The 24924-nt window shown below is 70.3% G+C and carries 19 protein-coding genes; 9 read left to right on the top strand and 10 right to left on the bottom strand.

What is annotated here, in order from left to right; genetic code table 11:
• The first annotated feature begins 110 nt into the window (after positions 1–110).
• Positions 111–1001 carry an IclR family transcriptional regulator gene (locus ACWEOW_RS08905; protein WP_452268826.1) on the top strand — a complete coding sequence of 297 codons (891 nt, stop codon included), beginning with the start codon at positions 111–113 and terminating at the stop codon, positions 999–1001.
• 29 nt (positions 1002–1030) lie between these two features.
• On the opposite strand, the gene ACWEOW_RS08910 is transcribed toward ACWEOW_RS08905, so the two are convergent.
• Complete coding sequence (locus tag ACWEOW_RS08910) at positions 1031–1969, bottom strand: universal stress protein (protein ID WP_452268827.1); 939 nt, start codon at positions 1967–1969, stop codon at positions 1031–1033.
• 133 nt (positions 1970–2102) lie between these two features.
• On the opposite strand from ACWEOW_RS08910, the gene ACWEOW_RS08915 reads away from it, so the two are divergent.
• Positions 2103–2288: a hypothetical protein gene (locus ACWEOW_RS08915; protein ID WP_452268828.1), complete on the top strand. Its 186-nt coding sequence runs from the start codon at positions 2103–2105 to the stop codon at positions 2286–2288.
• 78 nt (positions 2289–2366) lie between these two features.
• Here the strand turns inward: ACWEOW_RS08915 and ACWEOW_RS08920 are convergent, their stop codons facing one another.
• Positions 2367–3878 carry a S8 family serine peptidase gene (locus ACWEOW_RS08920; protein WP_452268829.1) on the bottom strand — a complete coding sequence of 504 codons (1512 nt, stop codon included), beginning with the start codon at positions 3876–3878 and terminating at the stop codon, positions 2367–2369.
• 311 nt (positions 3879–4189) lie between these two features.
• Here ACWEOW_RS08920 and ACWEOW_RS08925 point away from each other — a divergent pair, with 311 nt between their 5' ends.
• On the top strand, positions 4190–6820 hold the full coding sequence (locus ACWEOW_RS08925) for an ATP-binding protein (RefSeq protein ID WP_452268830.1): 2631 nt from the start codon (positions 4190–4192) through the stop codon (positions 6818–6820).
• A 71-nt stretch (positions 6821–6891) separates the two neighbouring features.
• Positions 6892–7143: a DUF4242 domain-containing protein gene (locus ACWEOW_RS08930; protein WP_452268831.1), complete on the top strand. Its 252-nt coding sequence runs from the start codon at positions 6892–6894 to the stop codon at positions 7141–7143.
• Between the two features lie 81 nt (positions 7144–7224).
• On the opposite strand, the gene ACWEOW_RS08935 is transcribed toward ACWEOW_RS08930, so the two are convergent.
• Together ACWEOW_RS08935 and ACWEOW_RS08940 are read right to left on the bottom strand one after the other, a co-directional pair.
• Positions 7225–8235: an aldo/keto reductase family protein gene (locus ACWEOW_RS08935; RefSeq protein WP_452268832.1), complete on the bottom strand. Its 1011-nt coding sequence runs from the start codon at positions 8233–8235 to the stop codon at positions 7225–7227.
• A 65-nt stretch (positions 8236–8300) separates the two neighbouring features.
• Positions 8301–9575, bottom strand: a complete 1275-nt coding sequence (locus ACWEOW_RS08940; RefSeq protein WP_452268833.1) for an adenylate/guanylate cyclase domain-containing protein — start codon at positions 9573–9575, stop codon at positions 8301–8303.
• Positions 9576–9867: 292 nt separating this feature from the next.
• Here ACWEOW_RS08940 and ACWEOW_RS08945 point away from each other — a divergent pair, with 292 nt between their 5' ends.
• Both ACWEOW_RS08945 and ACWEOW_RS08950 read left to right on the top strand, forming a co-directional pair.
• Complete coding sequence (locus ACWEOW_RS08945) at positions 9868–11019, top strand: DUF2231 domain-containing protein (protein WP_452268834.1); 1152 nt, start codon at positions 9868–9870, stop codon at positions 11017–11019.
• A gap of 124 nt (positions 11020–11143) precedes the next feature.
• The gene (locus tag ACWEOW_RS08950; protein WP_452268835.1) at positions 11144–11557 is read left to right on the top strand and encodes a transferase; all 414 of its coding nucleotides are present in this window, start codon (positions 11144–11146) and stop codon (positions 11555–11557) included.
• A 31-nt stretch (positions 11558–11588) separates the two neighbouring features.
• On the opposite strand, the gene ACWEOW_RS08955 is transcribed toward ACWEOW_RS08950, so the two are convergent.
• The 4 genes from ACWEOW_RS08955 to ACWEOW_RS08970 all read right to left on the bottom strand — a co-directional run bounded on the left by ACWEOW_RS08955 (position 11589) and on the right by ACWEOW_RS08970 (position 17246).
• A complete protein-coding gene (locus ACWEOW_RS08955) occupies positions 11589–14150 on the bottom strand; it encodes a polynucleotide kinase-phosphatase (protein ID WP_452268836.1) in 2562 nt (853 codons plus the stop codon).
• Positions 14147–15721 carry a 3' terminal RNA ribose 2'-O-methyltransferase Hen1 gene (locus ACWEOW_RS08960; RefSeq protein ID WP_452268837.1) on the bottom strand — a complete coding sequence of 525 codons (1575 nt, stop codon included), beginning with the start codon at positions 15719–15721 and terminating at the stop codon, positions 14147–14149. The genes ACWEOW_RS08955 and ACWEOW_RS08960 overlap by 4 nt, the downstream gene beginning before the upstream one ends.
• Before the next feature lie 66 nt (positions 15722–15787).
• Entirely contained in the window at positions 15788–16756 is a 969-nt protein-coding gene (locus ACWEOW_RS08965; protein ID WP_452268838.1) for a M56 family metallopeptidase, read from the bottom strand.
• A 13-nt stretch (positions 16757–16769) separates the two neighbouring features.
• Positions 16770–17246, bottom strand: coding sequence for a BlaI/MecI/CopY family transcriptional regulator (locus ACWEOW_RS08970; RefSeq protein WP_452268839.1), 477 nt, complete (start codon positions 17244–17246; stop codon positions 16770–16772).
• Between the two features lie 139 nt (positions 17247–17385).
• Here ACWEOW_RS08970 and ACWEOW_RS08975 point away from each other — a divergent pair, with 139 nt between their 5' ends.
• From ACWEOW_RS08975 to ACWEOW_RS08985, 3 genes are read left to right on the top strand one after another with little or no spacing between them, the layout of a single operon-like run.
• Positions 17386–18147 (top strand): DedA family protein, encoded by a 762-nt coding sequence (locus ACWEOW_RS08975; RefSeq protein ID WP_452268840.1) that lies wholly within the window; start codon positions 17386–17388, stop codon positions 18145–18147.
• An 8-nt stretch (positions 18148–18155) separates the two neighbouring features.
• Positions 18156–18761, top strand: a complete 606-nt coding sequence (locus ACWEOW_RS08980) for a phosphatase PAP2 family protein (RefSeq protein ID WP_452268841.1) — start codon at positions 18156–18158, stop codon at positions 18759–18761.
• Positions 18762–18766: 5 nt separating this feature from the next.
• Positions 18767–19396, top strand: coding sequence for a DedA family protein (locus ACWEOW_RS08985; RefSeq protein ID WP_452268842.1), 630 nt, complete (start codon positions 18767–18769; stop codon positions 19394–19396).
• A 33-nt stretch (positions 19397–19429) separates the two neighbouring features.
• On the opposite strand, the gene ACWEOW_RS08990 is transcribed toward ACWEOW_RS08985, so the two are convergent.
• Positions 19430–21652 carry a heavy metal translocating P-type ATPase gene (locus tag ACWEOW_RS08990; protein WP_452268843.1) on the bottom strand — a complete coding sequence of 741 codons (2223 nt, stop codon included), beginning with the start codon at positions 21650–21652 and terminating at the stop codon, positions 19430–19432.
• A gap of 173 nt (positions 21653–21825) precedes the next feature.
• Positions 21826–24762 (bottom strand): vitamin B12-dependent ribonucleotide reductase, encoded by a 2937-nt coding sequence (locus ACWEOW_RS08995; RefSeq protein ID WP_452268844.1) that lies wholly within the window; start codon positions 24760–24762, stop codon positions 21826–21828.
• Between the last annotated feature and the right edge of the window lie 162 nt (positions 24763–24924).

Here is a 24924-nt window from a genome sequence, read left to right on the forward strand (position 1 = left end):
TCACGAGGCTGTGCGCACGGCCCCGCGTGAGTATGATTTCATCATACGGAAAATACTTCTCACAAACGAGAGAGTCTTCTCGGTGAGGCCGACCAGGAGAGGCAGGACCGATGCCCGCACGCACCTCGACCGGCAGAGCGACGTCGAGTGGCGGCTCGAGCGCCCAGTCGAGCGCCCAGTCGAGCGCACGGTCCAGTGCGCGCTCGAGTGCCGCGTCCGGTGGTCGCTCCGGCGACGGCACCGACGGTGCCAAGGGCGCCGGCGGGGTCCAGTCGCTCGACCGGGCGTTCACGATCCTCGAGACGATCGCCGACGCGGGTGGGGTCATCAGCCTTTCCCAGCTCGCCCATGACACCGGGCTGCCGCTGCCGACGATCCATCGGCTCGTGCGCACGCTCGTCGACCTCGGCTACGTCCGGCAGGAGCCCTCGCGACAGTACTCTCTGGGCCCGCGCCTGATCCGTCTCGGCGAGACGACCTCTCGCCGACTCGCGACGTGGGCGCGGCCGCACCTGTCGCAGGTTGTCTCGCGGCTCGGCGAGTCGGTGAACCTGGCGATGCTCGACGGCGACCAGGTCGTCTACGTCGGCCAGGTCATGCCGTCCCAGAACTCCATGCGGATGTTCACCGAGGTGGGCCGTCGTGTCGACCCGCACACGACGGCGGTCGGCAAGGCGATTCTGGCCAAGACCGACGACGCCGCAGTGCGGGCCCTGCTGTCGCGCACGGGCATGGCGACACGAACCACCCACACCATCACCACGCCTGATGAGTTCATCGCCGAGCTCGAGCGCACCCGCGGGCGCGGCTACGCCCTCGACAACGAGGAGCAGGAGCTCGGCGTGCGCTGCGTCGCCGTCGCCGTGCCGGGCGAGGACCGGCTGGCCATCTCGATGTCCGGCCCGCTGCCGCGGATGGGCGACGCCGTGATCGAGACCGCGGTCGAGCCTCTGCAGGCTGCCGCCGAGGCGATCGCGGCCGAGCTGCACACGCGTCCCTGACGGCATCCGCCACCCTCGGGGTGGTGCGGTCAGCGCACGACCATGACCGGGCAGGTGGCGTCGTGGATGAGCCGGTGGCTCGTCGAGCCCAGCAGCATCCCCGCGAAGCCGCCACGCCCGCGCGAGCCGACGACGACCAGGCCCGCGGTCGACGCAAGCTCGGCCAGGACCGGCCCCGGTTCGCCGTAGAGGACCTCCGTCGACACGTCGAGGTCGGGGTTCGCGGCCTTGGCGTGGTCGGCGGCCGCCTCCAGCGTGGTGTCGGCGTGCTGGCGCACCCGGTGGGTCGCGTCACTGCCGGCCTTCGAGGTCTCGACGTACGCCCAGCTCTCCATCGAGGGTGCGTGGGCGACGTACGCGATCCGAAGCGGCGCCCCGGACACGGCGGCGACCTCGGCGGCGGCGACGACCGCGCGGCTGGCGGGGTCGGAGTCGTCGACTCCCACGACGACGGCGCGGTCGGGACCGGGCCGCGGCGGCGCAGCGTCGTCACCGTGCACCGCGCGGACCACGACAACCGGGCACTTCGCATGTGCCGCAACTGAATACGACGTCGAGCCAAGCAGGCCGCCGGCGAGGCGACCGCGGGCACGCGTGCCCGTGACGACAAGGTCTGCCGTCGCGGAGAGCTCCACCAGGGCCCCGGCGGGCGAGCCCATGTCGTTGGACGTCGAGATCGCGGCGTCGTCGAGATGCTGCCCCGCACGAGCGCGAGCGTCGTCGAGGACCGACTTCGACGCGTCGTCGACGGTGTTCTCGTACTCGTTCCCGTCGAACATCGAGAACCCCGGGATCATCCCGAGGTTGACCGCGTGGACGATCGTGAGCTTCGCACCGAGGTCCTTGGCCGTCATGGCCGCCCAGTCCAGAGCCTGCCCAGAGCCCGGCGAGCCGTCGAAGCCGACGACGATCGTTCGGGTGCCGTCCTTGCCGTCCATGTGTGAGTCCTCCTCCTGTGCGGGCGCCATTGGAGCGATCCCTCACGATCATCGTGCCCCTGACCGGCGGACGACAGGTCATTCCCTGCGGGTGATCCCGCTCGCACTCGGTGGCGGGCTCAGGGGGTTGTGCCGCACCCGGACGTTGGGTAGGCCTGGATGCATGACTGACCAGACGGACGACACTCGAGTGCCCCTCATCGATGACGACCGCCGGGACCAGGCCGAGCAGGACGCGCCCCCGCCCGCGCCTCCGGCAGAGAGGCCGGTCGAGATCGACGACCTCGAGATGGACGACGAGTACCACCGCGGTGACGTCGTCGACGACGATCCAGGCGCCGACGGCTGACAAGAGCGAGCCGGCGTATGCCGTCCGGTGGGCTCGTGAGCCCGCCGGACGCCATACGCGCTAGTGGTCGTCAGAGGGTCAGCCGCCAACGGCCGTGAGGGCGTTCACCTGCCCTGCGCCGTACCAGCTGTTGTGTCCGATGCCGCCCTGACAGGTCTGCGGCGCGCCGTTGTCGACGGCCGGGAAGAAGTCGTAGGCCGACGTGTCCGACGGGCACGCGATCGGGTCCACGGCGTTCTGGAGTGCCGCCGCGAGGGCGGCGCCCCGCTTGCCGCTGACGCTCGCGATGAGTGCTCCGACGCCCACGGCATGCGGCGAGGCCATCGAGGTGCCCTGCTGGTAGCAGTAGAGCGTCGGCGGGTTGGTGGAGCTGTCGAACAGACGTCGCGCCTGCAGGCAGTTGTTGATGTCCTGCATCGGCCAGGCAGACAGCACACGACCATTCGGTGCGGCGGCCGTGCGCTGCAGGATCGAGTCGCCCCCGGGTGCGGCCACATCGACGCTGGACGAGCCGTACGACGAGTAGAACGACTTGAGTCCCAGGTTGCCCGTGGCCGAGACGCCCACGACACCCGACACCTCGACCGGCATGACCGCACACGCGTTGGTGACAGCTCGGGTCACCGGCGTCGTGTCGTCGGGACTCGTGACGTCCTGCGTGGGGTGCGAAAGGTCGTCGGCCTGGTTGCCTTCGGCGGCAACGAAGACGACGCCCTTGGACTGGGCGTGCTGGAGGGCCCGCTGCTCGGCCAGCCAGATCGCGCGCTGGTCGGGGTCGTTCTTGCAGTTGAACAGCCACGGGTCGGCGAAGTAGCTGTTGTTCGTGAGGGCCACACCGTGCTCGGCCACCCACATGTACGAGCAGATGACGGCCTCCGGGAAGAAGAACCCGGCCGCGTCGCCGGCCTTGACGCCCGCGATCTTCACGTTGGGGGCCACGCCGACGATGCCGATGCCGTTGGCCGCGGCGGCGATCGTGCCGGCCGTGTGGGTGCCGTGGCCGTTGTCGTCGTTGGTGGGACCGAGCGCCGTCGGTGTCCCGCTCGTGCAGTTGGCGCTTGCGGCCGCGTCGTAGTTGGGCGCGAGGTCGGGGTGGGTGAAGTCGAGGCCGGTGTCGATGTCGGCGACGACGACGTTCGGGCTCCCACCGGAGATCTGGTGGGCCTCGGGGACGTGGATCTGTGTCATGTCCCACTGAAGGCCCGAGAACGTGTCGTTGTCGGTCGCGGGCGCGTTGCCGACCGGCGTGTCGGCGGCGCCGGAGTCGGTACTTCCGTCATCGACGCGCGTGGCGAACTTCGCTGTGGCAGAGGCCCCTTCGACGCCGGTCGTCGCGCGCATGGTGCTCGCGAAGCTCGCGTTGGACGACCTGGCGATGACGACGCCGATCTGTGAGTAGTTGGCGACTACCTGGCCACCGGCTGCGCCGACGGCCTGGGCGGCGCCGGACGTCGATACCCCTGTCTGGTAGACGACGACGTAGGTGGCGGTCCCGGTCTGGGACGTGTCCGCAGCCGACGCACCCGTGGTGGGGCCGACGCCTGCGAGGGCAAGAGCTCCGGCCGTGATGGCGGCCGCGGCGACGAGCATCCGAGTTCTTCCCCGAGAAGCAAAGACGGACATTGATCCTCACTTCCACGACGGTCGCGCGCGACGCGCTCCGTCGACTGACCGTCCCCATTGGCGGTCATGCTGCCGAACGTAGACCCGACCGCAGGCACGAGGAAGACCATCGTCGAAAGCCCCGAGGAGACATGCAGCCTTCGTCCCGTTTTGCGGTCCGAGGTTCGCGCGCCCACGCGCTGGGACCTGGGCCCCGCAGTGAAGGAATGGCGTCGCCGACCGTTGCCGTCCGGGCGAAGTCGCGGGCGGCATACAGGGACCGCTCGTAGCATCGACGGGTGACGCTCCACGAGCGCGCCGAGCAGCTGCGCGCGATGGCTGGGTACCTAGACGATGCGGCCGCGGGCCGTGGACGGCTCGTCTATGTGTCAGGTGAGGCGGGAATCGGCAAGTCGACCTTCGTCGCCCAGGTGGCCATCGACGCGGCCGACCGGGCGCGGGTGGCGGTCGGCACCTGTGACGGATCGGCGACCCCGGCCCCGCTCGGGCCTCTCGTCGAGATGCTTCCGCGCCTGCCTGCCGGGGTGTGGCAGGGCGACTCCTCGCGGCACGAGGTGTTCGGACGGCTGGTCGAAGCGCTGCGCACCCCACCGGGGAGCGAGCCGTATCTGCTCGTCGTCGAGGACGCGCACTGGGCGGACGAGGCGACGCTCGACCTCGTGCGACACCTGGCCCGCCGCATCCACGGCTGCAGCACGCTGGTCGTGGTCACCTACCGGCCCGAGGACCTCGGCACCGGGAGCGGGCTGCGGATGGTGCTCGGGGACACCGCCTCCGCGAACGGCACGCGCCGGATCGACCTGCCCGCGTTGACCCCCAAGGCCGTCGCGGCCATGACCCTCGAGCACGCCCACGAGTTCCCGGCCGATGCGCCCGTAGACGCAGCGCGTCTGCACGCCGTGACGGGTGGGAACGCATTCTTCGTCACCGAGGTCCTTTCCGGCGGGGCCGCCGTGGTCCCGCCGACGGTCCGTGACGCGGTGCTCGCACGCGTCGCCCGCCTGAGCGAGCCCGCCCAGCGCGCCCTCGAGGTCGTGGCTCTCGCAGGGTCCCGGGCCGAGACAGACCTGTTGGACGAGCTGCTCCACGACGGGCTGCTGACGCTCGACGAGCCGCTCGGCCGGGGACTCCTCCACCAGAGCGATGGCGACATCACCTTCCGGCACGAGCTAGGGCGTCTTGCCGTCGCGGACGAGGTGCCGGCGGGGCGCCGGATCCATGTGCACCGCAGGCTGCTCAAGGCGTTGCGACAGCGCAGTGCGGATCCGGCCAGGCTCGCCCACCACGCCGAGGCCGCGGGCGACGCCGAGTCCGTGCTGGAGTTCGCGCCCGAGGCGGGAGCCCGTGCCGCTGCACTCGGCGCGCACCGCGAAGCGGTCGAGCAGTACCGCCGCGCCCTCCGGTTCGCGGACGGTATGCCGCCCGGCGCCGTCCCCGAGACGCGGCGCGCCGACCTGCTGTGGGCCCTCGGCTACGAGCTGTACCTGACCGACGCGATCGAGGGCGCCATCGAGGCGGTGGAGGCGGCCCGGACCATCTGGGAGGGGCTCGGCGAGACCGTGCGGGTCGGGGACGCCTGGCGCTGCCTGTCGCGGCTCCAGTGGTTCGCGGGCGACAACGACGCCGCCGTCGAGCAGTCACGCCTCGCGATCGATGTCCTGGAACCCGGCTCCCCCACCGTCGAGCTCGCCTACGCCTACAGCAACGCGACGCAGCTGCGCATGCTCTCGGCAGACCTGGCCGGAACCCGCGAATGGGGGGACCGCACCCTCGAGCTCGTCGAGCGGCTGCCCGACAGCCCAGGCAGGACGGAGGTGCGCGTCCACGCGCTGAACAACCTCGGCACCATGGAGATCAGCGCGGGCGACTACGTGGCGGGCACGGACCTGCTGACCCAGAGCCTGGCCCAGGCACGGGCAACCGACCTGCACGAGCATGCCGCCCGTGCCTACTGCAACCTCGCGTCGAGTGCCGTCCTCCAGCACCGGAACGCCGACGCACGGCACTACCTCGACGAGGGCATCGACTACTGCACCGATCGCGACCTCGACTCTTGGACGCTATACCTGCATGGATGGCGGTCACGGTTCCACCTCGACCGAGGCGAGCATGCGGAGGCGACCATGGCGGCCGAGACGGTGCTCCAGCACGCCGACGTCGCCTCGGTTGGGGCGGTCGAGCCACTTGTCACGCAGGCGCAGACCCGCGCACGGGCAGGAGAGCCCGGCTCCGAGGCCTTCCTGGATCGGGCCGCAGCCCTCGCCGAGGGGATGCGCGAGGTACAGCGTGTTGCCCCGGTCGTCGCAGCCCGCTGCGAGATCGATTGGCTTGCAGGCGATCTCGACTCGCCAGCGAGACATGCAGCCGAGGCGTGGCCGATCGCGCAGGTGTCAGACTGCCCATGGAACCGCGGCATGATCGCTCGGTGGCTGGGGCCCGCGGACAGCGCGGAGGTGGACCACATCGCGCCGCCGTATGCCGCCGAGCTCGCCGGGCGGTGGCGCGAGGCCGCGACGCTGTGGGCTGCACTCGACTCCCCCTTCGACCAGGGCCTCGCCCTCGCGCGCAGCGACGACCGAGAGTCGCTCACGGAAGCGGTGGCGGTCTTCGAGGGCATCGGCGCTCATGCAGCCGCGGCGCGCGCCCGGGCGCAGCTGCGCGCCCGGGGCTGGCCGGCCCCCAGGTTGCCACGCCCGACAACGCGCGATCACCCGAACGGCCTCACGGCCCGGGAGGCGGAGGTGCTCGACCTGGTCCGCCGTGGTCTGTCGGACGCAGGCATCGCCGAGCGGTTGGTCATCTCCCGCCGCACCGCCGAGCACCATGTGGCCTCGATCCTGGCCAAGCTCGGCGCCCGCAGCCGGCGCGAGCTGGTCGAGATGGGTGGCCTGGCGACGACGAATGGGTAGCGGCCACCCATGACGACGTGCTGCCGGCGACGGACGCTTTACCCGTCAACGACTTCACGGAAGGACCAGAAATGCCACTGTTCATGGACGTCCACTCGCTGGGCGACGGGGTCACGATGAACGACGTCGCCAAGGCGCACCAGGCCGACCTGGCGACCCAGGGCTCACACGACGTCAACTACCTGCGCTACTGGGTCGACGAGGACCAGGGGCAGATCTTCTGCCTCGTCGAGGCACCGGATGCAGAGGCTGCGAACACCGTGCACCGCGAGGCGCACGGCCTCGTCGCCGACCGCATCTACCAGGTGCAGGAAGGGGCCTGAGCCCCGAAGACCTGAAAAGCGCAACCGGGTGAGGGGACCGGGTGACGGCAGCTCCAGCCGCCACCCGGTGCACCCACGCCGTCAGGCGACACGCGTCTTGGGTGCGGTCTCGGCGGTCTTGCCGGGGTCGCGCACCACGATGTCGCCGAGGACCTCGTCGATCGTTGCCATGAGCTCCGCCTCCAGCTTCACGCCCGCAGCCTTGACGTTCTCGGCGACCTGCTCCGGGCGCGAGGCCCCGACCAGGGCCGCGGCCACGTTGTCGTTCTGCAGGACCCAGGCGACCGCGAGCTGCGCCATCGTCAGGCCGGCCTCGTCGGCGACCGGCTTGAGCGCCTGCACGCGCGTGAGCACGTCGTCGTTGAGGAACCGGCTGATGAAGCTGGCGCCGCCCTTCTCGTCGGTCGCGCGCGAGCCCTCGGGCAGCGGCTGGCCCGGGAGGTACTTGCCCGTGAGCACGCCCTGCGCGACCGGGCTCCACACGATCTGGCTGATGCCGAGCTCCTCACAGGTGGGGACGACCTCGCCCTCGATGACCCGCCACAGCATGGAGTACTGCGGCTGGCTCGAGATCAGCTGGAAGCCAAGGTCTTTCGCGAGCTTGTGGCCGTCGCGGATCTGGTCGGCCGTCCATTCGCTCACGCCGATGTAGAGCGCCTTGCCTTGGCGGACGATGTCGGCGAACGCCTGCATCGTCTCCTCGAGCGGGGTCTCGGTGTCGTAGCGGTGCGCCTGGTAGAGGTCGACGTAGTCGGTCTGGAGGCGCTGGAGCGAGCCGTTGATCGACTCCATGATGTGCTTGCGCGACAGGCCCGTGTCGTTCTTGCCGCCGGGTCCGGTGGGCCAGTAGACCTTCGTGAAGATCTCCAGCCCCTCGCGGCGCTCGCCCTTGAGGGCCTCGCCGAGGACGGTCTCCGCGGCAGTGTTCGCGTAGACGTCAGCCGTGTCGAACGTGCTGATGCCGGCGTCGAGGGCCGCACGGACGCACTGGGCCGCAACGTCGTTCTCCACCTGCGAGCCGTGGGTCAGCCAGTTGCCGTACGTGATCTCGGAGATCTTGAGTCCACTGTTGCCGAGGTATCGGAAGTTCATGACCACCACCGTATGCCGCGTCGCCGAGGCGGCCCCATCGGCCCGGTCAGCGGACGCCCGCTGTCTCAGCCGTCGAGCAGGAACGTCGTCATGGGGCCCTTGCCCTTGACCTCGATCGTCCCGCGGGGACGGACCGCGAAGGAGTCATCGAGCGCAGCCGCTACCCGCTCGGTCACCTGGATCTGCCCTGGCACACCATGGGACTCCATCCGGCTCGCCGTGTTGACGGTGTCGCCCCACAGGTCGTAGATGAACTTGCGCCGCCCGATGACGCCCGCCACTGCCGGCCCTGTGTCGATGCCGATCCGCACCGCGAGCCACTCACAGCCCGGCTCGCTCGCGATGTCGGCGATCTCGTGCCGCATCGCCAGCGCCGTCCGGGCGACGGCCGCGAGATGGTCCGGCCTCGGCTCAGGCAGCCCGCCGGCGACCATGTAGGAGTCGCCGATCGTCTTGATCTTCTCGATGCCCTCGGCGTCGGCGTGCCGGTCGAAGGCGGAGAAGATGCGGTCGAGCAGCTCGACGAGCTCGCCGGGCGCCATGACCTGGGACTGCTCGGTGAAGCCGACGAGATCGGCGAAGAGCACGCTGACAGAGTCGTAGTGCTCGGCGATGACCCCGTCGCTCGTCTTGAGCCGGCGGGCGATCGGCTCCGGCAGGACGTTGAGCAGCAGCCGCTCGGACCGCGCCTGCTCGACCTGGAGCGCGGCCAGCGCCTTCTCGCGCTCCTCCACGAAGTAGCCCAGCATCATGTAGGCGCTCACCGTGACGCCGATGACGTTGAGCACGAAGAACGCGATGATCACGCCGGTCGGCAGTCGTGCGGCGTGCTGCGACAGGTACGGGTCGAGCAGTGCAAGGGCCAGGACCACGACGAAGAAGGCCGCAAGGGAGAGCAGCGAGCGCCGCAGGCCGACCAGCGCGAGCGCTGCCAAGGGGACGACGAGCGACCACAGCACGATCCCGCTGGAGGCGACGAACCCGCCGAGCGATGCCTGCAGGAGCGCAGGGAGCACGAGGAAGGTGACGAACTGGGTGGTCCTGAAGACCGCGAAGTTGCCCGTCCGCGACAGGACGAGCAGCCCCACCAGGGTGATCAGCTGGTACGCGGCCGGGATCGCGGCGGACTGCGGGTACCCGAACGCCAGGTACGTGCCGACCCACACGAATGACAGCAGCGCGATGAGCACCGAGGCGAGGATCAGCGTGCCCTGGCGCAGGCCTTCGTCATCGGTGCGCCCCTCGCGAGCGCCGATGGTCGAGAGCCGCTCGAGCAGGCGCTGGAGCGCTCCATGCGACTCGGGCCGTGGCGCGGGTGCGAGGACGTCGGATGCGCCCATGTGCCTGATGCTAGGGCCGGCCGCGCGATGGTTGCGGGAATTGCTCGGTGTCCTGGTCGGGCCAGCCCCTCACATGCGGCGATCGTGGCGTTCACGGCATACCTCGTGCTGGAGCCCTTCTGGGCCACGGCCACCGCGCGCGGCGGGGTCTCAGGAGACCTCACGGTCTTCGCCTTCGATGCCGGCAATCTCGGGTTCGCCAACGCAGCACGTCGGACGCCCAGGCCCCGACGGCAGGGCGGCGATGACCGCCGCACTGAGGGAATTCTGCGACGGGGGGTATGGGGCCCTCATGAACGCGACAAGCACTCGCCTCCAGGAAGCCGGCCCGCTGCCGCTGCCCGCGCGGGCCGCCGTCTCGCTCGAGCAGGGAGAGGGACTGGACAGCACCATCACGCTCGCTGGCCGCATCACTGCTCCTCTGGGTCAGAGTGCACTCGCACGGACCCTGAGCGGCGAGTGGATGGGGCACGCGCTGCATCCGCCGCTGACCGACATCCCTCTCGGATTCTGGACATCGGCCTCGGTGCTCGACCTGGTAGGCGGTTCGGCATCACGCACGGCGTCGCGGCGGTTGGTGGGGTTGGGGCTACTGGCGGCACTGCCCACGGCCGCCTCTGGGTGGACGGAATGGCATGGCGCAGACCGGCCCGTCCAACGGGTCGGCGTCGTGCATGCTGGCCTCAACGTGGCAGCGTTGGCCCTGATGGGCTGCTCATGGGCCGCCAGACGCCGTGGCCGGACGGGCTTCGGGGCAGCCCTCGGGTTTGCTGGTGTCGGCCTGACCGGAGTCGCCAGCTATCTCGGCGGGCACATGGCCAGCGTGCGAAAGGTGTCTAGCCGTCATCCGGCATTCGAGGACTACCCCGAGCCGGGAGGATCCCGTCAGCACGATGTCGGAGCGGCACGTCGCACTGCCTCGTCACCGTCGCCGCACGCGACGGCGACGGACGTCGTCGCTGTCGTGACGGCCCAGCACGCCCAGATCACCCAGCTGGTTCGTGCCGTGGGTCTGGCCCCGACCGATGAACGCGGAGCTGCGCTCCAGAGCTTGTTGGCGTATCTCGCCGGTCACGAGGCCGTGGAGGAGGAGCTGCTCCACCCGCGGGCCGGGTTCGACGACAACGGACCGGTCGGGCAGGCCAGGATGACCGAGGAGACCAGCGTGGGCGAGCAGATCAAGCGGCTCGAGGAGCTGGGGCCACAGTCCGAGGTCTTCCGCACCCAGTTCGGGCTCATCGAGGAGTCGATCGCCAGGCATGCGTCGGCCGAGGAGGAGCAGGAGCTCCCGCGCCTTGCCGCGGGTCTGGGCGATGACGACGCGGCGACCATCGTGCGCGCATTCGAGGCCCAGGCGAGCTCGGCCGCCCGGCGTCACGGCTCGTTCGCCGACATGCTGGAGCAGGCCAAGGAGCAGCTTCGCGAGGTCAGCCTCACCCGGTGACCCGGCTGGCCAGCGGGAACCAGGTGGGACCTGCGGAATCCTCAAGTTCACTCGAACGTTGTAGTGAGTGCGCGCGGCCGCGTCTTGGCCGTGCGCCTTCAATGCGGAGAGAAGGTGGAACGTCATGCAGAAGCGGAAGAAGTACGTGGAGATCGAGGAAGACAACGGGAGTGTCCTGCGGTACTTCCACCACGAGAACGGCGACGGGCTCGTCGAACGGTCGGCCTCCGTCGACCCCACGGCATTCGTCGACAAGTCGGCATACGTCGACGGCGGCGCCCACATCGGCGCCGGAGTGCGAGTCGGCAGCGGTGCGTGGGTCGACCGCGACGCCGTCGTGCACGAGCACGCCGTGATCGGCACCTGTGCCCACATCGGGCCGGAAGCGGTGGTCGGGCGTGGTGCGAAGATCGGGCCCCGGACCAAGGTGGGCGCACGCGCGCGCATCTGGGACCGGGTCGTCCTCGACGGCGACCTGATGATCGCCGACGATACGGTGGTCCGCCGCGCCGGACCTGGCGGGCGCGCGGCCGCCTGACCGCACCGACGGAGTATGCCCACCGGCCTGCCTACAGCCGTGGGTCGGCGGGCTCCGACTCCATCGCGAGCACCGCGAAGACGGCCTCATGGACGCGCCACAGGGGCTCGCCACGCACGAACCGGTCGAGCGACTCGAGACCGAGCGCGTACTCCCGTAGGGCGAGCGACCGTTTCAGCCCGAGGTTGCGCTCACGGAGGCGCTCCAGGTTGCCCGGTTCGGTGTACTCGGGGCCGTAGATGATGCGCAGGTACTCGCGGCCGCGGACCTTGAGCCCGGGCTGGGCCAGGCCCTTGGCGGTGCGGACGAGGTTCGCGAGCGGCTTGACGACCATGCCCTCCCCGCCGGCGTCGGTCAGGTCCTGCCACCAACGGGTCCCGTCGGTGCGGGAGCCTTCGTCGGCGAGGTCGACGACCACCCGACGAGTCGAGCGCCAGAGGTCAGGATCTGCTGCCACGAGCCGGTCGGCCAGGTCCAGATGCCAGATGTGGTCGTGCTCGACACCGACTCCGCCCTCCCAGGCGAGGATCTGGAACGGGGCGAACGAGACGCCCTCGAGGCCCTGGGTCGGCCAGACATAGCGACCGTACGCCTCGACGTATCGCCGCACGTCGTCCTCACGTCGACGGGTACGGTCGAGCAGCTCCACGACCTGTAGGCCGCGGCGGGCGGCACCACCCAGAGCCTCGAGTGCGACGGGCAGCGACGATCCGGCAGCCGCGCCGACAGCGGCATACTGCTGCCGGAGCAGCGCACCGGCCTTGAGCGACCACGGCAGCACCTCGGCGTCGATCACGACCCAGGGCGTGCCGAGCTCGTCCCAGACGCCTGCCGCGTCCATCGCCCGCCCCATGCGGGACAGCAGCACCTCGGTGGTCGGCCGGTCGAACAGCGCACGGCCGGTACGTGAGTACACGGCGCCGGTCTCCCCCGGCCCCGCCCCGAAACGGCTTGCCGCCATCGCGGTGTCGCGCGTCAGCACGAGGACGGCACGCGAGCCCATGTGCTTCTCCTCGCAGACGACACGGTCCACGCCCGCCGCGATGTATGCCGCGAAGGCCTCGCTCGGGTGCTCGAGCAGCCCCGGCTCGGTGGAGGTCGCGACGGGAGCCATCGTCGGCGGCAGATAGGGCAGCCACCGGGGGTGCATCGCGAACCGGCTCATGACCTCGAGGGCGCCCGCGGCGTGGTCGCCGCGAACGCTGATGCGGCCATGGTGCGCGGTCTCGACGACCCGTCGTCCAAGGACATCGGACAGGTGCAGGTCGTCGTCAGCGCGGGTGAGCCCGCCGCCAGCCGCAGGGTCCGCCGCCCCCGCGACGGAAAACGGCTTCACCGGCTCGTACCACACCCGCTCGGCGGCGACCTGGACGACCTCGCGCTCGGGGTAGCGGAGCGCGGTCAGATGACCACCGAAGACGCAGCCGGTATCCAGGCACATCGTGTTGTTGACCCACTCGGGGTCGGGTGTCGGCGTGTGCCCGTAGAGAACCATCGCGGCGCCGCGGTAGTCCTGGGCCCACGGGTACCGCACGGGCAGGCCGAACTCGTCGGTCTCCCCGGTCGTGTCGCCGTAGAGCGCGAACGAGCGCACCCGGCCGGAGGTTCGGCCGTGGTAGGCCTCCTTCAGCCCGGCGTGAGCCACGACGAGGCGTCCGTCGTCGAGGACGAGGTGCGAGACGAGGTCGTAACACCACTTCTCGACCTCGGTCCGGAACTCCTCCGACTCGACGGCGAGCTGGGCCAGCGTGGTCTCGAGGCCGTGGCTCACGGTGACCTTGTTGCCACGCAGCGCCCTGACGAGCTTGTGCTCGTGGTTGCCGGGCACGGCAAGCGCATGTCCGGCTGCATGCATCCCCATCGCGAGGCGCAGCACACCGGGTGTGTCCGGTCCGCGGTCGACCAGGTCGCCCACGAACACGACCTGTCGGCCCTGCGGGTGCTCCGCGTCGACCGGCCGGCCTTGGCCGTCTCGCGCAACGGCGTACCCGAGCTCTTCGAGGAGCCGCACCAGCTCACCGAGGCAGCCGTGCACGTCGCCGATGACGTCGAACGGGCCGTGCTCGTGACGGAGGTCGTTGAGGAGCCGCTCCCTGACCACCTCGACGTCCTCCACACCGCGCAGGACGTGCACCTTGCGAAAACCCTCGCGCTCCAGCCCGCGCAGCGAACGGCGGAGCTGGTCGTGGTGCCGCTGGACCACGCGGGCGCCGAAGTCGCGGTCGGGCCGCGAGCGGTTCCGATCCACGGCCACCGCCACGGGCACGTCCAGGACGATCGCGACGGGGAGCACGTCGTGCTCCTTGGCGATGTCGAGCAGCTGGCGGCGCGCGTCGCGCGCCACGTTGGTGGCGTCGACGACGGTCAGGCGCCCCCGCGCCAGCCGCCGCCCGACGATGTAGCCCAGGACGTCGAACGCGTCCTTCGAGGCTGACTGGTCGTTCTCGTCGTCGGCGACCATGCCGCGGCAGACGTCGCTCGATACGACCTCGTAGCGGCCGAAGTGCCGGGCCGCGAAGGTGGACTTGCCCGAGCCCGACGCCCCGACCAGGACGACGAGGCTCAGCTGCGGGACCGTGATCTGGCGCGTCATGTCGACACCCCCTCAGCAACCGAACGGGGTGCGCTGCCGACCGGCTCGGAGGGCGCGTCCGTCGGCGCGCTGGAGGCCGTCACCTCCGCCCGCGAGAAGACCGCGAGCTGCGTCGGACACCCGTGGTCCGGGTGCTCTGGGCCGATGCCGCCCAGCTCGACGGCATACCCGAACGCATCCCCGACGTGACCCGCCCACGCCGCGAGCTCGGCGCGGGACCACTCGAAGCGGTGGTCGGGGTGGCGCAGGTCTCCGGCGGGCAGCGCGGTGAACAGGACGTTGTAGTCGGCGTTCGGCGTCGTCAGCACGACGTGGGCGGGCCGTGCGTGCCCGAAGACGGCCCTCGAGACGTCCGGCAGCCGGTCCGGGTCGACGTGTTCGATGACCTCCATGAGCACGACCGCGTCGGCTCCCGCGATCTCCTGGTCGCGATAGGTGACCGACGACAGGCGGAGCCGGACCCTGGCCCGCTGGCTGTCGGGCAGTCGGTCCAGCCGCAGGCGCTTCTCCGCCTTGGCGAGCGCTCGCGACGACACGTCGACTCCGAGAACATCGGAGAAGGACGGATCGGCCACGAGATCGGCCAGCAGGGCGCCCTCACCACAGCCGAGGTCGACCACGCGTCGCGCGCCGAGCCGCCGCAACGCCGACAGCACCGCCTCGCGGCGAAGGCGCACGAGCGGCACACCGGCGACGACGGTACCTGCCCGCGCGTCCGCCTCGGCACCGCCGAAGGCGAGTCCTGACCCATCGTCCGAGCCGTCGGCGGCTCGCCTGTCGAGGCTCGGGTCAACGAGCGCACCATCGCCGGCCGGCTGGTCGTCGATCTCCTCGAGACGCTCGGTGGCCTCGCGGGCCAGCGAGCTCTGGCGGGCCAGGTAGCGGTGAGCGATGAGATCGCGCTCCGGGTGATCACCCAGCCAACCGCCACCCGTGCGGACCAGCTTGTCCACCTCGTCGGGGCTCACCCAGTAGTGCTTCGCCCCGTCGAGGACGGGCAGCAGGACGTACAGGTGCCCGAGGGCGTCGGCGAGCACCTGCTCGCCTCGCAGGGTCAGGTCCACGTACTCCGACAGCCCCCACTGGGCTCGGGCCCGGTCGAGCGGGATCGGCCGCGCCTCGACGTCCCACCCCAGCGGCTCGAAGAGCAGCCTGACGAGGTCGGGCCCGCCCCGGCGGGCCGGCACCGCGGGCACCCTCACCTCCAGGGTCAGGCGGGCCCCTTCGAGATCGGGACGCGCCGCGCACCGGCCCTTCATGGCCGTGCCGAACACGCGACCCAGCGCGACAGCGAGCAGGGAGGACGCGGCATACGGCCTGTCGTTGACGTACTGCGCGAGAGCGAAGCCGTCCGCACCGAACCGCTTGTTGCGCACCAGGCCGACCGGGTCGACCTCGAGGAGCAGTGCGACCGAGCACCGCTGCGCCGTCGACTCCGGGTAGAACACGTGAGCCACACCGACCGAGGACTCGAAGGACTGCACTCGGTCCGGATGCTTGTGCAGCAGGAAGCCGAGGTCCGAGGCCACCGGAAACCCGGGCGCCGAGGTCGCAGTCAATGTGAGCAGCACCGGCACATTGTGTCCGAGACCCGGGTCCGAGGTCGTGGCAATAGTGCCGCGGTTGGAGCGCGCCGGCTACGGCCGGGGTCCGCAGGGCGACACCGCGAGAGCGACGCACTCGGCATGGGCCTGCTCGAAGTGGTCCTCCGCGGCGAGCCCGATCCCGAGCGCACTCAGGGCAGGCGACAGGGCCAGGCATGCCAGTGCGGCCGCGAGCAGCCATCTCGCGCGCGGCGGCGGCGCCAGCATCGCCCGCGCCCGGGCGACGACGGGTCCGCCGCTCATCTCGAGCACCGCGGTCCATCGACTGTCCGGCCGCAGCGGCACCGTGGACTTGGCAGCGGCGGCGTGCGCCAGCGCCTGCGCGACCAGCGTGCGGTCGCCCACCTCGCGAGCTGCGGACTCGTCGGCCCACCGCTCGACGGTGTCCCTCACGGTCGACACGGCTGGGCGAAGCAGCGGGTTGGCGGCTGCCGCCAGCTCGGTGGCCTGGATGTACAGCTGGTGATGGCCCCTCACGTGGGCGTCCTCATGGGCGAGCAGCACGCGCCGCTGCGCAGGGGTGAGAGCGCGCAGCATCCCCGTCGACACCACGGCTCGGCCCGGCAGGCCGGGCAGGCCCTGGACGGCGAAGGCGTCGGGCCGCTCGTCGTCCAGCACGACCAGGCGGTCAGCACCCGGCAGACGGTGGCACGCCAGTCCGGCGTCGGCCATGGACCGACCGGCGACCACGAAGCGCCGCAGCGCGGCGACCGCGAGCCACCCGACCAGGACGGCCGCCGCGACGCCGAGCCACAGGGGTGGCGCGCCCACGCCCACGTCGGGCGACCACATGGCCGCTCGTGACACGGCTGGGATGGCAGCGGCCGCGACGAAGGCCGCGACCGCGAGGGCGAAACCGGTGGCGATGGCGGTGAGCAGCGCCGCGGTCGTCAGGATGGGCACCGCGGCGGCGGGTGGCAGCAGGCCCGCCACACGCTTCGACACCTGAGCCAGCAGGACCCCGGCCACCAGCGGGGTCAGCCAGAGCAGCGACGTGGTCACCGCGCGCCCTCCCTCAGACCTGCCGGCGATCGCCGGGCGGGGGCGGAGTTGGGCGGATGCCGGGACCTGAGGAGGTTGCGTCGGCGTCGTTGGCGCCACCGGTCAGCAGGCTGGCCAGCAGTGCCCCGTCCTCGGTGGACAGGTCTGCGACGAAGCGGGCCAGCACCCCGGCGCGGTCAGACTCGCCCTCGAGAAGACGGTGCATGCGATGGGCGGCCATGGAGGCGTCGACGTCCTCGACCGGGGTCGCCAGCTCGTAGACGAAGGCACGGCCGCGTTTGTGGCGGCGCAGGACGCCCTTGTCGTGCAGCCGCACCAGGGTCGTCATCACCGTCGTGTAGGCGAGGTCGGGGCCTAGCTCGCCGTGCACGTCGCCCGTCGAGACCGGCGTCGCCGAGGCGGCCACGGCCGCGAGAACGTCTCGCTCCAGTGCGCCGCGAGCACGCGACGCACGGTCACCGACTGCCATGAACTTGCCTTCCGTGGTCATAACTACTACAAAGATGATAGTAGTCAGAGCTCGTCACGACCATCATGCACGTGAAGGGCGGGCTGGACCCAATCCCGTGCTCCGCGACCAGCCCGACCTCATGGCTCAGGTCGCACCCACACTGAAGGAGACCCGCCCGATGCATGCCACTGCTGCGAGCTGGCTCGACCCGGCGACGCTCCTCACCCGGTTCGGCACCGCCTTCCTGTGGGTGAGCGTCGCGTTCGTCTTCATCGAGTGCGGCTTGCTGTTCCCGTTCCTGCCCGGGGACTCGCTGCTGTTCGCGATCGGCCTGTTCGTCGCGAACGGACAGCTGCACCTGCCGCTCGGCGTGGTGCTGCCGGTGCTGTTCGTGGCAGCGATCGCGGGCAACGCAGCGGGGTACGAGATCGGCCGCGCCGCCGGTCCTGCGCTCTACCGCCGCGAGGGCCGCTTCGTGAACGCCGAGCACCTGAACCGGTCACATGCGTTCTTCGAACGCCACGGCAGCAAGGCCCTGGTGCTCGGCCGCTTCGTGCCCATCGTGCGCACCTTCATCACCGTCGTCGCCGGAGCCAGCCGGATGAGCCGGCGCCACTTCCTGACGTGGTCGGCCGTCGGGGCGGCGATCTGGGTCACGGCTCTCACGCTGCTCGGCTACTATCTCGGCCGCGTGTTTCCCGGACTTCAGAGCCGCATCGACCTGGTCGTGGTCGGACTCGTCGTGCTGTCCGTGGTCCCCGTGGCCATCGAGTGGCTACGCCACCGCGGCCGCGTACCCACATCACGGGCGACCCGGTCGACGCAGAGCTCCGGGGCCAGACCGGTCTCCGCCGACGCCTCGACCTTCGACTCAGCGACCACCATCCGCGAGGCAGCCTCCAGCCCGGCGCCGCTGCGCCACGACGAAGGACAATGGTGACCAGCCCCATGGACCTGAACGAGAACCTCTTCGCCTCGATCAACGACTTCGCCCGCGCGACGCCGTGGCTCCAGGGCGTCGTGACCGCCTACGCCACGTACGGCGTGGTCCTCTTCGGGGCTCTGATCCTGCTCGCCCTGTGGCGGGCCAGGCATGCCCCCCACGCCCGGCTCGCCGCGGCGGCCTGGGCCGGCGTCGCGACCCTCCTCGCCGTGGCGCTGAACCAGCCCATCGTCTCCCTCGTGGCCGAGCGGCGCCCCTTCATGGTCCACCCCGACGCCCTCGTGCTCGTCGCCCGTAGCACCGACTGGTCGTTCCCCTCCGACCACTCCGTCATGGCCGGTGCGTGCGCGGTCGGTCTGCTCATCGCGGCGCGACGCCTCGGCGTGATCGCAGCCGTGGCAGCAGTCCTCATGGCCGCCGCACGCGTGTATGTCGGCGCTCACTATCCGCAGGACGTCGTGGCCGGCCTCCTCTTCGGTGCTCTCGTGGCCGGCCTCGGCTGGTACGCACTGCGCGTGCCCCTCACCCTGCTCACCGCAAGGCTGCGGCGCGTCCCGCAGATCGACGCGTGGTGCGCACCTCGCCCCGAACACCCCCGACCCAGCGTCTGAACACCATGCTCGGCGACCTTCTGGACAAGATCCTCAACGCTCCCGCACCGTGGGTGCTGGCTGTCGTCGGGGCGATCGTCTTCGCCGAGGACGCGCTCTTCGTCGGTTTCGTCCTGCCCGGGGAGACCGTGGCCATCCTGGGCGGCGTTGCCGCGAACCGCGGCCACGTCCCGCTGCCCGCCGTCCTGGCGGTCGTGATCGTCGCGGCCGTCGTCGGAGACTCGGTCGGCTTCGAGGTCGGCCGACGTCTGGGACCGAGGATCCTGGGTCTGCGCGTGCTGGCACGACATGGGAGCCGCATCGACGATGCTCGAGCGTTCCTCACCCGCAGGGGTGGCTGGGCCGTGCTGCTCGGCCGCTGGATCGCGTTCTTCAGGGCGGTCATGCCCGCTCTCGCGGGCACGTCCGACATGAGGTACCGGACCTTCCTGACGTTCAACGTCGCGGGCGGCGTGATCTGGGGCACCGCCGTCGTCCTCGCCGGGTATATCGCCGGTGCGTCCTACACCGCTGTCGAGCAGGCCCTCGGCAAGGACGCTGCCATCATCGTGCTCGGGCTGGCCGTCGTCGCACTGGTCATCTGGCAGCTGCGACGACGGCGAGCCGAGAGGGTGACCGCCCAGCCGGACGAGTGACCCGCCGGGCTGGAGCGGGCGTTGCGCGACTGGTCATCCACCGAGGACCGCTCGGGCGCTCGTGGCGGGGTCGAGGTCGAGGCGGCGGAGCAGCTGTGCGTTGAGCGCGACGACAACGGTTGACAGGGACATGAGGATCGCGCCGACCGACATCGGCATGACGAACCCGACCGGGGCGAGCACACCTGCAGCAAGCGGCACCGAGATGAGGTTGTATCCCGCTGCCCACCACAGGTTCTGCTTCATCTTGCGATAGCTCGCACGCGACAGCTGGATGACCGACAGCACCGAGCGCGGGTCGTCGCTGACGAGGATGACCCCCGCCGAGGCAATGGCCACATCCGTGCCGGCCCCGATGGCCAGTCCGACATCCGCCTGCGCCAAGGCCGGCGCATCGTTGACGCCGTCACCGACCATGGCGACCGTGAGCCCCTCCTGCTGCAGCTGGCGGACCCGGGCGGCCTTGTCCTCCGGTCGAACTCCCGCGAAGTACCGTTCGATCCCCAGCTCGCCGGCCACGGAGGCGGCCACGGCTTCCGCGTCGCCAGTGATCATCACGACCTGGATGCCCAGTCGCCGCAGGGCCGCGACCGCCTCACGCGACTCGGGACGGACCTCGTCGGCGAGGGCCAGGCCGCCGAGGACGCGGCCGTCACGCACGACGTGCAGGATGGTCGCGCCCTCGCGCTGCCACTGCTCGGCCTCGGGAACCTCGTCGAGGCCGAGGTGCTCGAGCAGGCGAGGGCCTCCGACGTGCACCTCGGCACCGTCGACCGTCGCCGTGACGCCAACCGCGGGCGACGAGCTGAAGTCGTATGCCGTCGGCACGGTGAGCTCGCGGCTCGCCGCGGCGCGAACGACGGCCCGGGCGAGCGGGTGCTCGCTGTCGGCCTCCGCAGCTGCCGCTACGGCGAGCAGGAGGTCCGTCGCGACGCCGTCGGCGGTGGCGATGTGAGCGACGGTCGGCTCGCCCTTGGTCAGGGTGCCGGTCTTGTCGAAGAGCACGGCGTCGACCACACGCATCTGCTCCAGGGCGAGCCGGTCCTTGACGAGAACCCCTCCGCGCGCGGCACGCTCGGTGGCGATCGACACCACGAGCGGGATAGCGAGGCCCAGGGCGTGGGGGCACGCGATGACCAGGACGGTGATGGTCCGCACGACGGCCTCGTCGGGCTGTCCGATGACGGTCCAGACGATCGCCGTCAGCAGGCCCGAGCCGAGCGCGAACCAGAACAGCCAGCCCGCGGCGACGTCGGCGATCCGCTGTGCCCGAGAGGTCGAGGCCTGAGCCTCGGCGACCAGGCGCTGGATGCCGGCGAGGGCGGTGTCGTCACCGGTGGCGGTCACCTCGACCCGTAGTCCCGAGTCAGTCGCCACCGTGCCCGCAGTCACCGAGTCGCCGATGGTCCGGGTGACGGTGCGGGACTCCCCCGTGATCATCGACTCGTCCATCGCTGCACGCCCGTCGACGACACGCCCGTCCGCGGGGACACTGCCACCCGGACGGACGAGGACGACATCCCCACGGCGCAGCTCGGACTGCGCGACCGTGACCACCGCGCCGGCCTCGATCCGTTCCGCCTCGTCGGGCAGGAGGGCGGCGAGGGAGTCGAGTGCGGACGTCGTCTGGGCGAGCGACCGCATCTCGATCCAGTGACCGAGCAGCATGATGACGATGAGCAGGGCCAGCTCCCACCAGAAGTCGAGCTGATGGTGCAGGAGACCCAGGCTGGCGCCCCACGACGCGACGAACGCGACGGTGATCGCGAGCGCGATGAGCAGCATCATCCCCGGTTGACGGGACCGGATCTCCGACACGGCTCCAGCGAGGAACGGCCGGCCGCCCCAGAGGTACATGACCGTGCCCAGGACCGGCGACACCCACTCGACCCAGCCACCGTGCGGCAGGTCATAGCCGAGAAGCATCGCGAACGTGCCGGACATGGCCACCGTCGGCACCGCCAGCACCAGCATCAGCCAGAAGAGCCGACGGAACTGACCGACATGGTCGCCATGGTCGCCATGGTCGACATGGTCGCCATGGGCGCCAGGTCGAGCGTGGGCCTCGTGACCGCCATGGGCCTCGTGACCGCCACGGGCCTCGTGAGCGCCGTGGGCCTGGTGGCCGCCGTGGTGCTCGTGACCGCCATGCGCCTCGTGGCCGCTGTAGTGGTGCTGCTCGACGTCGTTGCTGGGATCGTGCTGGTTGTTGCCGGCGAAGGTCTCAGTGTGTCCGGGCTCGATGGTCGGTGACATGGCGTCCTCTCCTGAGTCGCATCCAACATACCCCCACAGGGTATGCATGGCGCAACCAGGGCGACGCCGTGCGCATTCCCGGAACACACGCTGGGGCGGCACCTTTCTCAGGTGCCGCCCCAGTCGTCGCTAGGTCAGCCCGCCGACCGTGATGACCTTTCGCCCAACGACTTTCAGCTGCAGCCGCTCGTGCTGCCGCAGCCCTCGCAGACGTAGCACGACCCGGCCGGGCGCATCTTCGTCCCGCAGGTCAGGCAGATCGGTGCATCGGCTGACTGGCCGGAGAACTTCTCCAAGAGTTCCGCCGACGAGTGGACCTCGCCGGACACCTCGCGAGCCGACGCGGCACCCGCGCCGAACTTGATCTCGACCTGTCCGGCCTGCTCCGACCGGGCCTCGGGCTTCGGGTCCGCCTTCGCCTCAGGCTTCTTCGCCACCGGCGTCGACTGCTGCAGGGAGGCAAGCTCCTCCGCCAGCTCTTCGTCGTCGTCGGAGTCGTCGGCCTCGATCGCCTCGTACGAGCCGGTCTCGACCTGGCGCGCCCGCTCGGCGGCGGTGTGGATGCCCATGAACGATCGGGTGTCGAAGTCGAGGTAGTCCAGAGCGAGCCGCCGGAAGACGTAGTCCATGAGCGACTGCGCCATCCGCACGTCCGGGTCGTCGGTCATGCCGGCCGGCTCGAACCGCAGGTTCGTGAACTTCTCGACGAACGTCTCGAGCGGCACGCCGTACTGCAGACCGACGGAGACTGCGATCGAGAAGGCGTCCATCACGCCGGCAAGGGTCGAGCCCTGCTTGCCGAACTTCAGGAAGATCTCGCCGAGCTGCCCGTCGTCGTACGTGCCGGCCGTGAGGTACCCCTCGGCACCGCCGACGGCGAACGACGTCGTCTGCGAGGTGCGCCGCTTGGGCAGCCGCCGACGGACGGGACGGTACTCGATGACCTTCTCGACCTTCACCTCGGCGGCGGGCTCGCCCGAGGCCTTGGCCTCCTTGGCCGTGGACCCCGCATCGGACAGCGGCTGGCCGACCTTGCAGTTGTCGCGGTAGACCGCGAGCGCCTTGAGGCCGAGCTTCCAGCCCTGCAGGTAGACGTCCTCGATCTCCTCGACCGTCGCCGACTCGGGGAGGTTGACGGTCTTGCTGATGGCGCCGGAGAGGAACGGCTGCGTCGCAGCCATCATCCGCACGTGGCCCATCGGGGAGATCGCGCGCGCGCCCATGGCGGTGTCGAAGACCTCGTAGTGGTCGGGCTTGAGCCCGGGGGCGTCGATGACGTGTCCCTTGTCGGCGATGTACTCGACGATCGCCTCGATCTGCTCCTGCTGGTACCCGAGCTTCTTCAGCGCCCGCGGGATCGTGAGGTTGACGATCTGCATCGAGCCGCCGCCCACGAGCTTCTTGAACTTCACCAGAGAGAAGTCCGGCTCGATACCCGTGGTGTCGCAGTCCATCATGAAGCCGATGGTCCCGGTGGGTGCCAGCACGGAAGCCTGCGCGTTGCGGTACCCGTTCTTCTCACCGAGCTTGACGACGTCGTCCCACGCCTTCGTCGCGAGCTTGTGGACCGACAGGTCCATCGCGTCCAGGGTCTTGATGCTGTCGTTGGCCGCCTGGTGCTTGCGCATGACCCGCTTGTGGGCGTCGGCGTTGCGCGCGTACCCGGCATACGGCCCGACGACCGCAGCCAGCTCCGCTGAGCGCTTGTAGGCCGCGCCGGTGAGCAGCGAGGTGATGGCCGCGGCGAGCGACCGGCCGCCCTCCGAGTCGTAGCCGTGACCGGTGGCCATGAGCAGCGCGCCGAGGTTGGCGTAGCCGATGCCGAGCTGGCGGTAGTTGCGGGTGGTCTCCCCGATCGGCTCGGTCGGGAAGTCCGCGAAGCAGATCGAGATGTCCATCGCCGTGATGACGAGCTCGACGACCTTCTGGAACGTCACAGCGTCGAACGTGTCGTCATCGCGCAGGAACTTCAGCAGGTTGAGCGAGGCGAGGTTGCACGAGCTGTTGTCCAGCGACATGTACTCCGAGCAGGGGTTGGACGCGGTGATGCGACCGGTCTCGGGGTTGGTGTGCCAGGCATTGATGGTGTCGTCGTACTGCAGGCCCGGGTCGGCACACTCCCACGCGGCCTTGGCGATCTTCTCGAAGAGCGTGCGGGCCTCGACCTTCTCGATGACCTCACCGGTGAGTCGGGAGCGCAGGCCGAACTCGGCGCCGTCCTCGACGGCACGCATGAACTCGTCGGTGACCCGGACCGAGTTGTTGGCGTTCTGGTACTGCACGGACACGATGTCCTTGCCGCCGAGGTCCATGTCGAAGCCGGCGTCGCGCAGCGCGCGGATCTTGTCCTCCTCACGCGCCTTGGTCTCGACGAACTCCTCGATGTCGGGGTGATCGACGTCGAGGACGACCATCTTGGCGGCGCGGCGGGTGGCTCCGCCGGACTTGATCGTGCCGGCAGACGCGTCGGCGCCCCGCATGAAGGACACCGGACCGGAGGCCGTTCCACCGGAGGAGAGCAGCTCCTTGGAGGACCGGATGCGCGAGAGGTTGAGGCCCGCGCCGGAACCGCCCTGGAAGATCTTCCCCTCCTCCTTGTACCAGTTGAGGATGGAGTCCATCGAGTCGTCGACCGAGAGGATGAAGCAGGCCGAGACCTGCTGCGGTGACTTGGTGCCGACGTTGAACCACACCGGCGAGTTGAACGAGAACACCTGGTGCACCAGGGCCCAGGTCAGCTCGTGCTCGAAGACCTCCGCATCGGCCGGGGTCGCGAAGTAGCCGTGCTGCTTGCCTGCCGCCACGTAGGTCAGCACGACGCGGTCGACGAGCTGGCGCAACGACGACTCACGGGCGTCGGTGCCGACCGCGCCGCGGAAGTACTTCGTCGTGACGATCGTGCTGGCGTTGATCGACCAGAAGTCGGGGAACTCGACCCCGTGCTGCTCGAAGATCGTCTCGCCCGTCTTCCAGTTGGTCTGGACGACGTCGCGCTTCTCCCACGTCACCTCGTCGTACGGGTGCACGCCTGGCGTGGTGTAGATGCGCTCGATCTTGACGCCTTTGGCGCCAGCCCTCGAGCGCGAGGTGCGGTTACCGATCTCCGTCATGTCGTACGGCCTCCCTGACCGTGGTGGCCCCGTCGCGGAGCCGCGTACCTGTTCGTCTTCGTCTCTGTGCTCTCTGCCAGTCTCTCGCCGGGGTCTGACAGTCCCCGCAGCCGCACGGCCAGCCCGGGCTCGCCCAGGTTCCTTGCGACGGCGACTTCGTGG

Source organism: Monashia sp. NPDC004114, from assembly GCF_053603855.1.

Excerpts from the sequence above, each read along its gene's own strand:
- ACWEOW_RS08905 (WP_452268826.1), top strand. The coding sequence starts at position 111 with ATGCCCGCACGCACCTCGACCGGCAGAGCGACGTCGAGTGGCGGCTCG.
- ACWEOW_RS08915 (WP_452268828.1), top strand. The coding sequence starts at position 2,103 with ATGACTGACCAGACGGACGACACTCGAGTGCCCCTCATCGATGACGAC.
- ACWEOW_RS08950 (WP_452268835.1), top strand. The coding sequence starts at position 11,144 with ATGCAGAAGCGGAAGAAGTACGTGGAGATCGAGGAAGACAACGGGAGT.
- ACWEOW_RS08980 (WP_452268841.1), top strand. The coding sequence starts at position 18,156 with ATGGACCTGAACGAGAACCTCTTCGCCTCGATCAACGACTTCGCCCGC.
- ACWEOW_RS08990 (WP_452268843.1), bottom strand. The coding sequence starts at position 21,652 with ATGTCACCGACCATCGAGCCCGGACACACTGAGACCTTCGCCGGCAAC.
- ACWEOW_RS08975 (WP_452268840.1), top strand. The coding sequence starts at position 17,386 with ATGCATGCCACTGCTGCGAGCTGGCTCGACCCGGCGACGCTCCTCACC.
- ACWEOW_RS08940 (WP_452268833.1), bottom strand. The coding sequence starts at position 9,575 with ATGGGCGCATCCGACGTCCTCGCACCCGCGCCACGGCCCGAGTCGCAT.
- ACWEOW_RS08995 (WP_452268844.1), bottom strand. The coding sequence starts at position 24,762 with ATGACGGAGATCGGTAACCGCACCTCGCGCTCGAGGGCTGGCGCCAAA.
- ACWEOW_RS08920 (WP_452268829.1), bottom strand. The coding sequence starts at position 3,878 with ATGCTCGTCGCCGCGGCCGCCATCACGGCCGGAGCTCTTGCCCTCGCA.
- ACWEOW_RS08910 (WP_452268827.1), bottom strand. The coding sequence starts at position 1,969 with ATGGCGCCCGCACAGGAGGAGGACTCACACATGGACGGCAAGGACGGC.
- ACWEOW_RS08935 (WP_452268832.1), bottom strand. The coding sequence starts at position 8,235 with ATGAACTTCCGATACCTCGGCAACAGTGGACTCAAGATCTCCGAGATC.
- ACWEOW_RS08930 (WP_452268831.1), top strand. The coding sequence starts at position 6,892 with ATGCCACTGTTCATGGACGTCCACTCGCTGGGCGACGGGGTCACGATG.
- ACWEOW_RS08970 (WP_452268839.1), bottom strand. The coding sequence starts at position 17,246 with ATGACCACGGAAGGCAAGTTCATGGCAGTCGGTGACCGTGCGTCGCGT.
- ACWEOW_RS08945 (WP_452268834.1), top strand. The coding sequence starts at position 9,868 with ATGAACGCGACAAGCACTCGCCTCCAGGAAGCCGGCCCGCTGCCGCTG.
- ACWEOW_RS08955 (WP_452268836.1), bottom strand. The coding sequence starts at position 14,150 with ATGACGCGCCAGATCACGGTCCCGCAGCTGAGCCTCGTCGTCCTGGTC.
- ACWEOW_RS08985 (WP_452268842.1), top strand. The coding sequence starts at position 18,767 with ATGCTCGGCGACCTTCTGGACAAGATCCTCAACGCTCCCGCACCGTGG.